The following is a 12,795-nucleotide window of genomic DNA, read 5'->3' as shown; positions in this document are numbered from 1 at the left end:
TTATTTTTCTAATTCGAAATGATTATGAATTGCATTTACTGCTTTGTCACAATCTTTTTCTAAGACAATACATGAAGTTCTGATTTCACTAGTAGCGATCATTTCAATATTGATATTTTGATCAGCCAATGCTCTAAATATTTTTCCAGCTGTTCCAACCTTAAATGCCATTCCTGCTCCAACAGTACTTACTTTGGCTATAGCAGGGCCATCTGCAATGTATGATCCGGGTAATTTTTTTGTTAAAGCCTCAAAAACTAAGTTAGCTTTTTCTCTATCTTGTTTATTCATTGTAAGACTAATATCCTTAGTTTTTAAAGAGGAAATTCTTTCAGACTGCACGATCGTATCGAAAATTAAATTATTTTCAGCTAATGCTAAGCATATCGATGCTGCTACACCTGGACGATCAGGCAGTTTTCGAAAACTTACTTGAACTTGATTTTTATCTAATGCAATTCCTCTTACTTCAGGTTGATCTTGTTTTTCGTTGATTGGATTAACAAATATTTGTGTATCAGATAATTTAAATTTCTCAGCAACAAATCTAATAGCTTTTGGAATATTATTAATTTCAATTACGCAGCTGACTTTAATTTCACTAGTAGCTATTAACCTGACATTTATATTCGCTTGAGATAAAGTATCAAATAAATCAGCTGAAACACTAGGTCTACCCATAATGCCCGCTCCTTGAATACTTAATTTAGTCATGTTTGTTTTTAGATTATATTGTCCTCCTAATTGACTAGTTATAAGTTCACATTGTTCTGTAGTCTTTTTAACTTCTAATTCACTAACAGTAAATGTTATATCGTTATTATTTCCATCATTTGTAGCTTGTATAATTAAATCTACATTAATACTTGCTTCTGAAAGTTTTTCAAATATTTGTGCAGCAATCCCAGGTCTATCAGGAATATTTGAGAGACTGAATACTGCTTGGTTTTCTAATACTTCAAGACTATTTACTGTTTTTGTTAATTCTAAGCTTCCTCTTTTTAGCGGGAGAGGTTGGATTTGACTTTCTAGGAGAGTCCCACTTGAGTCACTTTGGCTTGATTTGACACATAATTTAATTCCATAATTACGAGCGATTTCTACTGCTCGTGGATGCAGAACTGAAGCACCGACACTTGCAAGTTCAAGCATTTCCTCACAGCTAATCTCATCTAAGAGTTTTGCATTAGCAACAATTCTTGGATCAGTAGTAAGAACTCCTGGTACGTCTGTATAAATTTCGCAAGTCTCAGCTCCTAAAGCTGTTGATAAAGCTACTGCTGAAGTATCTGAACCACCTCTACCCAAAGTTGTAATTTCCATTGAACCCGTATGGCTTAATGTTGTTCCTTGAAATCCAGCCACTACAACTACAAAACCCTGATTTATATAATTTTGGATTCTTTCTGTTTTTATATCCAGAATTCTTGCTTTCCCATGAATTGATTCAGTAATAATTCCAACTTGGCTACCTGTCATTGAAATTGCAGGTATTCCGTATTCGTTTAATGCCATTGAGAGAAGAGCTATGGTTACTTGTTCTCCAGTTGAGAGAAGCATATCCAATTCTCTTCGATTAGGATTTTTACTTATTGATTCCGCTAAATAATTTAAATTATCCGTGGTTTGACCCATTGCAGAGACAACCACGACAATTTCATTTCCTGCTTCTTTACTTTGACAAATACTACTTGCAATATTTTTAATTTTTTTAATATCACCTACAGAGGTGCCGCCAAATTTTTTTACAAGTAATGCCATGTTTAAATCATAATGTAAATTCTTAAACTTATAATTTGGTTAACTTAAATTAATTAAACTATCTGTAAAAACATTTATAGGATTATTACCTTGTTTTAGCAATGATTCAATATCTAATAAGTTACTCAATAAATCCATTAAATAATCTTGTGATATGTTCTTTACTTTTTTTCGAATAAAAAAAATTCTTTTTGGATTTGAAATACCTGCAAGAGTACAAATCTTGTCTGCATTATCGTTTCCTGCATTGACTGCTAATTTTATAATTGTATGAATCCTTATTTGACTGATTAAACCTGCATTTAATCTTAAAGCAGGTTCTCCTTTCTGTAAGGAATAATTTATTTCAATTAGGCTTTCATTAATATTTTTTTGTAAGAGAAGATCAATGATTTTGAAAATATTGGATTGATGATCGCAAAATATTTTTTTTGCATCAATACTTGTTAGAAAAAGTTGTGAATTCAAATCACTTGATATTGCAGAAAGGTATGTTTTTGCTTTCGCTAACTCATTTATTAATTTAAAGCTATCATTTCCAACTGAATCAATAATTAATTCAGCTGCATTATTATCAATTTTGATATCCATTGAATTTGCTGCATCTTCTAAGAATCTTTTTTGTCCTTCATAGTCCCAGATTTCTGGTAAAGAAAATGATTTTTCTTTGGCCAAATTATTTTTGATAAGTTTTTGTAAAAATTTAGTACTCTTTAGGCGTGAGTCTGGTTTTTTTGTATTTTGCAAAATCAAATAAGTATTTTGCGGTATATTGTCATGAATTTTTTCAAATTTAATTCTTAGATACTCATTTTTTTCGGTAAAAATTGGATTATTTTTCAATATAACTATTCTGTATCCATCTCCAAAAGGAGGTGTAAGAACTTCATCAAAAGCTTTATTGACTTGCTCATCATCATCTCCATTTAAATTAGTTACGTTTATTTCCTTCCATTCTTTGGATACTTCGTTATCTATTAATTTTTGAATAAATTTATTTTGAGCATTTAGATCATTACCCCATAATATTTGTATTGGCATAATCGCTCAATAAAAAATATATATTAACTATGATTACTTCTAACACAAATAAAATTCAATGGTAATAGATCATCCAATTTTTTTGGAAAGCATTAAATTTATAAGATCTCATTTAGGAGCAAATAATCTAAATTATTTGGAAAAAAAAGTTTTAGAGAGATTAGTACATACTTCAGGGGATTTTTCTATCCAAAATCTTATTAATTTTAGTGAAGGTGCTTGCGAAAAAGGCCTTCAGGCACTTAAAAATGGTGCTCCAATTTTAACTGATACAGATATGGCAGCAGCAGCTATAAAATCTATGGCAGAGAATACCACTAGGAATAAAGTATTTACAGCGAGAATGTGGTTTGGAGAAAATAAGCATATTGAGTTAACTAAAACTGCATATGGCTTAAGTGAAGGTTGGAAGGAGTTATCTGCTATAAATTCTGGAAGCAAATCACCTATTGTAGTTATTGGCAGTTCGCCCACAGCTTTAACTTATTTAATTGATATTTTAGAGAATGCAAAAGATTTACCTAGTTTAATTATTGGAATGCCCGTCGGATTTATTGGAGTAGAGAAAAGCAAAAACAAACTCATTTCTACTGATCTTCCTAGAATAGTTTTGAATTCAACTAGAGGAGGCGCTGCCATGGCAGCTGCTGCAGTTAACGCCTTGTTGAGGGAAACTATTTAAAAAGTATGTATCTTATAAAAAGTCAAAAATCTACTGAATATCATAATTTAATTTATTATTTTCTTCTAAAGAATTTAAAACCGATTTTGCTTTTTCTATAACTTCTTTTGGAACTCCTGCTAATTTAGCTGCCTCTATACCGTAACTTTTGTTTGAGCCTCCTTTTACAATTCTGTGACTAAAAATTAGCTGATCGTTATTTTGTTCTACTAAAACTTGAAAATTTTGTATATTCTTATTTGAATTTTTTAAATAATTCAGCTCATGATAGTGCGTAGCAAAAATAGTATTACATTGAATTTTTTTTGCAAGATATTCACTTACTGACCAAGCTATTGAAAGTCCATCAAAAGTAGATGTCCCTCTACCTATCTCATCAAGTAAAACTAGTGAGCTAGAAGTTGCCTGATTTAGAATTGATGCAGTTTCAGACATTTCTACCATAAATGTTGATTGTCCAGATGATTGATCATCAACCGCCCCAATTCTTGTAAAAATCCTATCTGCAATCTTGATTTCAGCATTATTAGCAGGAACAAAGCTACCAATTTGTGCGAGAATTTGTATTAAACCAAGTTGTCTTATAAAGCAACTTTTTCCGCTTGCATTGGGACCAGTTAATATAATCAATTTTTGATTATCATCAAAAGAGATATCGTTTGCTATAAACTTTTTATCATTTAACAATTGCTCTACTATTGGATTTCTTCCTGCGATAATTTTTGTACTATTTTTTGTCATTGCATCATTTATTGGTATTAATGAAGGTTTTATAAAATTATTTTCTACTGAAGTAATTGATAAACCAAGCAATGCATCAAGAGATGCTATAGATTTTGCAATTGATCTTATTTGTTTTGTTTTTTCAGCAACTATATTTCTTAATTCGCAGAAAATTTCATATTCTCTTGATGAAGCTCTACTTTTTATTTGGAAAATCTTATTTTCTTTATTTTTAATTTCTGAAGTGATATACCTTTCTTCATTAGTAAGTGTTTGCCTTTTGATCCAATGTTGTGGAGCTAAATTAACTTTTGATTTATTTATAGATATGTAGTAACCAAAATTTTTGTGAAATTGAATTTTTAGGTTTGAAATTTTGCTAATTTTTCTTTCTTTTAATTCCTCTTTATTTAGCCACTTAGAGTAATCATCCATTAAATTACGTAAACCATCTAATATGTTGTCAACACCATCGTGGATCATGCCTCCTTCACTTATATTGAGAGGAGGATTTTCTATTAGTTTAAAACTTACAGTGTCAGCTAATTCTAAAAGTCCTGCATCAATATTTTTTAATTGATCAGTCCAATCTGGGAGATCATATTTAAATAATTCAATTATAGATTTAAGTCTAGGTAATTTTTTTAAACCTTCCGCTATTGCAATTAAGTCTCTAGGACTTGCATGTCCTGCACAAGCTCTTCCTGCAAGTCTTTCTAAATCCCCCATTGCTCTAAGTAAATTTTGGGTATCTATACGTACTTGTCTAGATTCAATAAAGTTTTTAATTATATTTTGTCTTTTATAAATTTCATTAACGTTTAATAGTGGTGAATCTATCCACCTTCTTAAACACCTTGAACCCATGCAAGTATAAGTTCTATCAATGCTCCATAGTAGCGAACCTACATAATTGTTTTCTCGTTGTGTATTTTTGATTTCTAAGTTTTTTTGAGTTTGATAATCAATAATTAATTTGTTGTGACCAAATTGAATTTGTGGAAAGTCTAATGAGATTTTTACAGAAGAATCTTTATCTAAATTTGAAGGATTAATTTTTTCTAAATACTTTAATAAACCTCCAAGAGATCTAGTTGCATTGTTAAAATTTTTAAGTCCTATTCCTTCTAGGTTTGCAATTTGGAAATATTTTTTTATTAGATAATTTGCTTCATTAATGCCAAAATTAGTCTCTTGAGAAATAGTATATGTTATTTGACTATTTCCCTTAATTAATAAATTTCTTACTTCATTACTTCCTACAATGATTTCTGAAGAATCTAATTTAATAATTTCATCAAATAGTTTTGACAGAGATTGTCCTTCTAAAGTTATTAATTCTCCTGTGCTTACATCAGCCTTTGATATTCCCCATTCATAAGATTCGTCTGAGTTTTCTTCTGATAAGTAGATAGCAGTAATCCAATTATTTTTCTTTGCTATCAACATCCCTTCTTCAATTACAGTTCCAGGAGTAATTATTCTTGTTATGCCTCTTTTAATTGGAGTCCCATAATTGCCAGAACTTTTTTCTAATTGGTCGCATATAACCACAGAATAATTTTTTTTAATTAAATCAGCACAGTATCTCTCCATTGCATGATAGGGAACCCCTGCCATAGGGATTTTTCCAATCTCTTTGCCAGCATCTTTACTTGTAAGTGTTATTTCTAAAAGGTTAGATATTAATACAGCATCCTCAAAAAAACATTCAAAAAAATCTCCTAATCTATAAAGTAATAACCTATCTTTATTTTCCTCTTTTAGAGTTACATAATGCTTCATTACAGGAGTTAATTTCAGTTTTGAAACTGTTTTATAACTATAAGATTCTTCATTGATGCAAACATTTTTGTTATTTGAAATTAAATCAGTCTTGAATTTATTTATTAAATTAGTTGAATTTTTTCTTTGTCTAGGTCTTTTTTTAGATTCTTTTTTTAAATCTTCCCAAGATAAATCTTCTGGAATTTTTGTTATTTCTTCTTGCTCATTATTTTCATTATCAATCGCAAATAAATTCTTTTGTATTATCGAATCTTCTGGCATAGTTTTTATTTCCTAAATAGATATTAGGTAGAAAAATTTTTTTTGCATCTAAAGTAGCTAAAAGTATGTAAATTTTCTCTAAAAATTATCATTTTCATGAGATTATAGTATTTATAATAATTTGAAACTTAAGACTAAATTATGCAGGCTGTTAACTTTTTCTTTGTTAATGCTCTATTGTTCGCTTCTTTAATTGCGGTGGTAGGAGTACCAGTTTTATATGTAACTCAACCTTCTACCGAGGAGGGACAGCGAGAAAGCAGGAGGAAAATTTATTCCATTGCAGCTGTTTGGGTTGTTTTGGTTTTTATTACAGGAATTGTTTCTTCATTAGTTTGAACTTAATACCTTTTCGTGAGAGGCTATTAATGTATTAAAGCAAAATTGAATGGCTATTTTTGAAGGGTCTTTTACTAATGCATCTACTTTAAATGTAGGGATTGTAATAGCAAGATTTAATGATTTAATTACAAATAAAATTTTATCCGCTTGCCTGGATTGTTTAAAAAGACACGGTTTAGATACTTCTGAATTAAGCAAACAAGTTGATATAGTATGGGTTCCTGGTTCATATGAATTGCCAATTGCAGCTAAAACTCTAATGAAAAAAAAGAGTTATGACGTTGTAATTGCCCTTGGGGCTGTGATCCGTGGTGAAACTTCCCACTATGATGTAGTTATATCTGAAGCAAGTAAAGGCATTTCACAAGTTTCATATGAGAATGATATTCCAATTATTTTCGGAGTTTTAACTACTGATACTATGCAGCAGGCTTTAGAGAGAGCAGGGATTAAGAATAATCTTGGTTGGAATTATGCTTTACAAGCAATTGAGATGGGATCTTTAATGAAAAATTTAAATTAGTTGAAAAAAAATTAATTATTTATATCAATGATTCCTTATTTAGGATAAGATAAAAGAGTTTGCGGATGTAGCTCAGTGGTAGAGCATCTCCTTGCCAAGGAGAATGTCGAGAGTTCGAATCTCTTCATCCGCTTTTTAAAACTGACATTAATATTTTAACTTATTTAGTATTTTGTTAATTAATTTGGCGATATAGCCTTTTGGGAAATACCTACCTGCGTTGTTTTCTGCACTTAAGGCAAAATTTCTATAAAAATAACGTAAAGATCCATTATTTGAAGTCACAAATCTAGCATTTATTGCTAGTGTCCCTACTCCCCAAAGATAATTTAAACAATATAAAAGGCTTTCAGAACTTAATTGTATATCTGAATCGCTAATCGGAAAATTATCGAACGATATACCTGAAGAAAAAGAAAATAATAGTGTTTGCTTATGATCAGTTAAATAAATCTTTGTTGCTCTCAAGTAACCAAAAAGCTTTAATATTTTTAAAGGGAAAATCCAATTTCTTTTTTTTAAATCATTTTTGTATTTATTAGCTGAATTTATTAAAACATTAATAGGAATTTTTTTTGATTTTTTGAGTATTCTTTTTGTCAGAGAATCATAGTCTTTATCATAATTTTTAATAGATTTTGCGGAATTATATAATTCTCCAATTTCCCAAGTATCTCCTGGATATAGAACATTGCAATCTGCATTAGTTTTGTTTTTAATTGTTTTGTAAACGAGTGATATTTTATTTATGCAGTCATTATGATAAAAATTCTCTTCGTGGCAAAAATATATATAACTAGCAAATGGAATAACTGTACTCGGCTTAAGAAATTCAATTTGATTGAGCATTTGATTTAAATAAACTGAAGCTTCTTTTTTCCTTAAAGTTTTTTGGGATTTATTACCACACCAATTTGCATAGCTAAATTGAGTTAGGAGAAGATCTACGTTACCAATATTGCGCTTTAAATTATTAAGATCATCTTTTTTTCTTATAGGACAATCGTTCATATTCAATAAACTATAATCCTTGGTTACTATTTTTAACCATGAATCTTCTGCTCCAAATTTATCACTAATTAAATAAAAATCATTAGCAATTTTTAGAGGTATCTTTGGGATTATTTCAATAGTTTTAAATCCTAATTTTTTGATAAAGTTTAAAACTTTTTTATCTTCAGTATATTGATATAAAACTGTTATGTTTTCTATCAAATTTTTGGGTATTTTTTTAAATGTTGCTGGAGAAAAATGATCGGGATGTTCATGTGAAATCCATATATGAGTAATTTGAGAAAAATCTTTAAATTTAAATTTCGTTTCTGCTAATAAATGCCAACCTTCATTAAAAGCTGTTCCACTTAACCATGGATCGCAAATTAGTCTAATATTAGAGTGTTCGAATATAAAAGAGGCGTGATTTACCCAAATAATTTTCATTATTTCCTAATTAGCATTGAAAGATTACTTTTAATTTAAATTTTATGAATTTTAAGAGGGTCTAATCCATAAAAACCAAAGATAACAAAAATTATTATCTTACTAAGAGCAGAATAAGAAATTTATAACTTTGAAAACTATAAATTGGACATAGCAATACCATTTTTTTTAAATATATGTATTTAATATCTTTAGCCTTTTTGCTGTTTAATAGTTAGGCTTATAAGTCTCTATATCCATTTTTTTTCTTTTTACTTTAAAATACAAAAAAAATTTAAAAGTGTCTAAAATCATTTCTACTGAAGATTTAAAAAAATTATTTACTAAACCTTATGGCATTAACCCTCCCACTAGAAAAAAATGGGCAGAATTTTATAACGATAACGTTATTTTCATTGATCCTACACAAGAAACACAAGGATTAGATTGCTACATTGCAGCACAAGAAAAGTTAGTCAAAAGATGTGATGATGTTTGTCTAGAGACACATGCGATTTCAATTAATAATAATTATGGATTCATCGAATGGACAATGGGTTTAAAAATAATGGGTAAAGAATTTATTTATCCAGGTACTACACGTTTAATATTTTCTGACAATGGATTAATTAAAGAGCATAGAGATTATTTTGATTTTTGTGGACCAACTTTTGGACCAGTTCCAATTTTAGGTTCCTTTATAAGATGGCTTTATGGTAGGTTTGTTAGTTGATTTTTGACAAATTAATTTTGCTAGATTGTAATCTCTTTGAAAAAGCAGTGGTCTATATTTCTCGAATTAACAAGTTTTGAGAAGTAACTTCTTTGAAAGAAAATTGAGAGTAAAATAATTTTTTATTAGTTGTCATTAAATATAATTTTTTTGTATTTTTAATTTCTTTTGAAGATAATAGATTTTTTATAATAATTGTTCCTAAACCTTTGCCTTGATAATTTTGATCTATAACTACATCCCAAAGAACACCTCTGTAAACTCCATCTGTTAAAGCTCTACCAAAACCTACTATTTCTTCTCCAATCCAAAGACTTATTACAACGTCACTATTGGAAAGACATTTTTTCAGATCATTAATTGTTCTACTTTTTGCCCAAAAAGTATTTCTATCTAAGAGTTTTTGTAGCTTATTGAGCCCATTGCTTGGCTTTAGTTTGGGGCCTAAACCAAAAAACCTTAATCCAATAGCTCCTTTGGAATGTTTTATTATAGATATTTCATTCATTTGTTAAAAAAAGGTTTAGAAGATTGATGATGATTAGATTATTTTTTTAAATTGCAATCTAAACACCTTAGTCGATCATTTCTTTAAATTAAAGAGATATAATTATTCTTCATTCAGTTGTAACGCACTAATTTATAATGTTTGTAATAGGATGAAATTTTTAAGGACTTTTACTTATGCTAAAACTTTTGTTGGGAGATCCGAATACACGAAAGTTAAAGCGCTATCAACCAATAGTTGAAGAAATAAACTTTCTAGAGGATGAAATTTCAAAATTAACTGATAATGAACTAAGGGAAGAAACTCATAATTTAAAATCAAAGATTTCCTCTGAACTGAATTACAAAAAACAAAAGCAACTCTTAGAAGAATATCTGCCTAAAGCTTTTGCAATTGTCAGAGAAGCAAGTAAACGTGTTCTTGATATGAGACATTTTGATGTTCAGTTAATAGGTGGGATGGTTTTACATGAATGTCAAATTGCTGAAATGAAGACTGGAGAAGGAAAAACTCTTGTTGCAACATTACCTTGTTACTTAAATGCTTTAACTGGGAAAGGAGTTCATGTTGTTACCGTAAATGATTATTTAGCTAGAAGAGATGCTGAGTGGATGGGACAAGTTCATCGTTTTTTAGGTTTATCCGTTGGTTTGATTCAGCAAGATATGAGCCCAGTTGAGAGAAAGAAAAATTACGACTGCGACATAACATATGCCACTAATTCCGAATTAGGATTTGATTATCTAAGAGATAATATGTCTACAGATTTTAATGAGGTAGTGCAAAGAAAATTCAATTACTGTGTGATTGACGAGGTTGATTCAATATTAATTGATGAAGCTAGAACACCTCTTATCATTTCTGGACAAGTTGAAAGGCCACAAGAAAAATATCAAAAAGCTTCGGAATTAGCTTTGGCATTAGTCAAAGCAAAAGAATTAAGTAAAGATGGGATAGATCCAGAAGGGGATTATGAAGTTGATGAAAAGCAGAGAAGTTGCATATTAACAGATCAGGGTTTCGCGAAATGTGAAGATTATTTAGAAGTGAGTGATTTATATAATCCTCAAGATCCTTGGGCGCACTATATAACTAATGCTTTAAAAGCTAAAGAATTATTTACTAGAGATGTTAATTACATTATTAAAAATGATGAAGCTGTAATAGTAGATGAATTTACAGGTAGGGTGATGCCAGGAAGGCGCTGGAGCGACGGACAACATCAGGCAATAGAAGCAAAAGAGAATCTTAAAATTCAGCCTGAAACTCAAACATTAGCATCAATTACTTATCAGAATTTTTTCCTCTTATATCCTGGTTTAGCTGGTATGACAGGAACTGCAAAAACTGAAGAGGTTGAATTTGAAAAAACTTATAAATTGGAATCAACAGTTATACCGACAAATCAAACAAGGAAAAGACAAGACTGGTCAGATCAAGTATTTAAAACAGAGATAGGAAAATGGAAAGCTGTTGCGAAAGAAACCGCAAAAATTCACAGAGAGAGCAGACCTGTTTTAGTTGGTACAACAAGTGTGGAAAAGAGTGAGTTATTGAGCTCCCTTTTATCCGAAGAAAATATTCCACATAATTTGTTAAATGCCAAGCCTGAAAATGTAGAACGTGAGGCGGAAATTATTGCTCAGGCTGGTAGAGCAGGAGCTGTTACTATTGCTACTAATATGGCTGGGAGAGGAACAGATATAATTCTCGGTGGTAATAGTGACTATATGGCAAGACTGAAACTAAAAGAGATCTTAGTACCTTTATTAGTTAAGCCAGATAATGAGCATAAGCCACCGATCCCTAAGCAAAGAAGTTCAAAAGCTAAGAGTGGCTTTTCTTCAAAGAAGGTTTCAAATTTGAAAAAAAATATTCCAGACATTTCAAAAAGTCTTTTTCCTTGCAAACTAGATGAAGAAATTGAAAAGAAACTGTCTTTTTTATCTAAAAAACTTGTTGAAAATTGGGGAGATAGACAACTTTCTATCTTGGAACTAGATGACAAGATAGCTACAGCTGCAGAAAAGGCTCCAACAGAGGACAATTTGATAAAGCTGTTGAGAGAATCTTTATCAGATGTTAAAAAAGAATATGAAAAAGTTTTGATTAATGAAGAGGAAAAAGTAAGAGAAGCTGGTGGTTTACATGTAATAGGTACTGAAAGACATGAATCAAGAAGAGTGGATAATCAACTTAGAGGTAGAGCAGGAAGACAAGGTGATCTTGGAAGTACCAGATTCTTTTTATCTTTAGAAGATAATCTATTAAGGATTTTTGGAGGCGATAGGGTTGCAAATTTAATGAATGCATTTAGGGTTGATGAAGATATGCCTATTGAGTCAGGAATGCTTACTAGGTCTCTTGAAAGTGCTCAAAAGAAAGTTGAGACTTATTATTACGATATTAGAAAACAAGTTTTTGAATATGATGAGGTAATGAATAATCAAAGAAAAGCAGTTTATAGTGAAAGGATAAGAGTCTTGCGAGGAATTGATTTAAAGAAGCAGGTAATAGGATATGGAGAGAGAACAATGAGTGAAATTGTAGAGGCTTATATTAATCCTGATCTTCCTCCAGAAGAATGGAATATTGAACAATTAATTTCTAAAGTCAAAGAATTTATCTATTTATTAGATGATCTTAAAGCTGATCATGTTAGCTTGTTGTCAATAGAAGAATTAAAAAACTATCTTCAAGAGCAAATGCGAATAGCCTATGATTTAAAGGAATCACAAATAGACAAGATACGTCCTGGTTTGATGAGAGAAGCTGAAAGATTTTTTATATTACAGCAAATTGATAATTTATGGCGAGAACATCTTCAATCTATGGATTCTTTAAGAGAATCAGTTGGCTTGAGAGGTTATGGACAAAAAGATCCTTTAATTGAATATAAAAATGAAGGATATGATATGTTTCTTGAAATGATGACTAATATGAGACGAAATGTAATTTATTCAATGTTTATGTTTCAACCTAAAACTGAAACGGGTGACAAAAAGTAAATCAAG

General features: G+C 30.2%; 10 protein-coding genes and 1 tRNA gene. 6 read left to right on the top strand and 5 right to left on the bottom strand.

Going from position 1 to position 12,795, the window contains the following annotated elements; translation table 11 throughout:
- Positions 1–1,761: an aspartate kinase gene (locus HA145_RS09190; RefSeq protein WP_209128837.1), complete on the bottom strand. Its 1,761-nt coding sequence runs from the start codon at positions 1,759–1,761 to the stop codon at positions 1–3.
- A 39-nt stretch (positions 1,762–1,800) separates the two neighbouring features.
- The gene (holA, locus tag HA145_RS09185) at positions 1,801–2,802 is read right to left on the bottom strand and encodes a DNA polymerase III subunit delta (protein WP_209128836.1); all 1,002 of its coding nucleotides are present in this window, start codon (positions 2,800–2,802) and stop codon (positions 1,801–1,803) included.
- 58 nt (positions 2,803–2,860) lie between these two features.
- Here holA and HA145_RS09180 point away from each other — a divergent pair, with 58 nt between their 5' ends.
- A complete protein-coding gene (locus HA145_RS09180) occupies positions 2,861–3,484 on the top strand; it encodes a precorrin-8X methylmutase (RefSeq protein WP_209128835.1) in 624 nt (207 codons plus the stop codon).
- A 30-nt stretch (positions 3,485–3,514) separates the two neighbouring features.
- Here HA145_RS09180 and mutS read toward each other — a convergent pair whose 3' ends face one another.
- A complete protein-coding gene (gene mutS, locus HA145_RS09175; protein ID WP_209128834.1) occupies positions 3,515–6,256 on the bottom strand; it encodes a DNA mismatch repair protein MutS in 2,742 nt (913 codons plus the stop codon).
- Between the two features lie 141 nt (positions 6,257–6,397).
- Here mutS and psbZ point away from each other — a divergent pair, with 141 nt between their 5' ends.
- The 3 genes from psbZ (at position 6,398) to HA145_RS09160 (ending at position 7,254) form a co-directional block, all read left to right on the top strand.
- Positions 6,398–6,595 (top strand): photosystem II reaction center protein PsbZ, encoded by a 198-nt coding sequence (gene psbZ / locus HA145_RS09170; RefSeq protein ID WP_209128833.1) that lies wholly within the window; start codon positions 6,398–6,400, stop codon positions 6,593–6,595.
- Between the two features lie 49 nt (positions 6,596–6,644).
- Positions 6,645–7,121 (top strand): 6,7-dimethyl-8-ribityllumazine synthase, encoded by a 477-nt coding sequence (gene ribH, locus HA145_RS09165; protein ID WP_209128832.1) that lies wholly within the window; start codon positions 6,645–6,647, stop codon positions 7,119–7,121.
- Positions 7,122–7,182: 61 nt separating this feature from the next.
- Positions 7,183–7,254 (top strand) — tRNA-Gly (locus tag HA145_RS09160).
- A gap of 14 nt (positions 7,255–7,268) precedes the next feature.
- Here the strand turns inward: HA145_RS09160 and HA145_RS09155 are convergent.
- Positions 7,269–8,561 carry an MBL fold metallo-hydrolase gene (locus HA145_RS09155; RefSeq protein WP_209128831.1) on the bottom strand — a complete coding sequence of 431 codons (1,293 nt, stop codon included), beginning with the start codon at positions 8,559–8,561 and terminating at the stop codon, positions 7,269–7,271.
- A 280-nt stretch (positions 8,562–8,841) separates the two neighbouring features.
- Here HA145_RS09155 and HA145_RS09150 point away from each other — a divergent pair, with 280 nt between their 5' ends.
- The gene (locus tag HA145_RS09150; protein ID WP_209128830.1) at positions 8,842–9,273 is read left to right on the top strand and encodes a nuclear transport factor 2 family protein; all 432 of its coding nucleotides are present in this window, start codon (positions 8,842–8,844) and stop codon (positions 9,271–9,273) included.
- Positions 9,274–9,325: 52 nt separating this feature from the next.
- Here HA145_RS09150 and HA145_RS09145 read toward each other — a convergent pair whose 3' ends face one another.
- Complete coding sequence (locus HA145_RS09145; RefSeq protein WP_209128829.1) at positions 9,326–9,781, bottom strand: GNAT family N-acetyltransferase; 456 nt, start codon at positions 9,779–9,781, stop codon at positions 9,326–9,328.
- 176 nt (positions 9,782–9,957) lie between these two features.
- Between HA145_RS09145 and secA the strand changes: the two genes are divergently transcribed.
- Positions 9,958–12,789 (top strand): preprotein translocase subunit SecA, encoded by a 2,832-nt coding sequence (secA, locus tag HA145_RS09140; RefSeq protein ID WP_209128828.1) that lies wholly within the window; start codon positions 9,958–9,960, stop codon positions 12,787–12,789.
- The last annotated feature ends 6 nt before the right edge of the window (positions 12,790–12,795 follow it).

This window comes from Prochlorococcus marinus XMU1411 (genome assembly GCF_017696075.1).
Taxonomy (GTDB): Bacteria; Cyanobacteriota; Cyanobacteriia; order PCC-6307; family Cyanobiaceae; genus Prochlorococcus_A; species Prochlorococcus_A marinus_V.
This window is presented reverse-complemented; position numbering and strand designations above follow the sequence as displayed.

Coding starts and splice junctions, on each gene's coding strand:
- HA145_RS09190 (WP_209128837.1), bottom strand. CDS start 1,761: ATGGCATTACTTGTAAAAAAATTTGGCGGCACCTCTGTAGGTGATATT.
- holA (WP_209128836.1), bottom strand. CDS start 2,802: ATGCCAATACAAATATTATGGGGTAATGATCTAAATGCTCAAAATAAA.
- HA145_RS09180 (WP_209128835.1), top strand. CDS start 2,861: ATGGTAATAGATCATCCAATTTTTTTGGAAAGCATTAAATTTATAAGA.
- mutS (WP_209128834.1), bottom strand. CDS start 6,256: ATGCCAGAAGATTCGATAATACAAAAGAATTTATTTGCGATTGATAAT.
- psbZ (WP_209128833.1), top strand. CDS start 6,398: ATGCAGGCTGTTAACTTTTTCTTTGTTAATGCTCTATTGTTCGCTTCT.
- ribH (WP_209128832.1), top strand. CDS start 6,645: ATGGCTATTTTTGAAGGGTCTTTTACTAATGCATCTACTTTAAATGTA.
- HA145_RS09155 (WP_209128831.1), bottom strand. CDS start 8,561: ATGAAAATTATTTGGGTAAATCACGCCTCTTTTATATTCGAACACTCT.
- HA145_RS09145 (WP_209128829.1), bottom strand. CDS start 9,781: ATGAATGAAATATCTATAATAAAACATTCCAAAGGAGCTATTGGATTA.
- secA (WP_209128828.1), top strand. CDS start 9,958: ATGCTAAAACTTTTGTTGGGAGATCCGAATACACGAAAGTTAAAGCGC.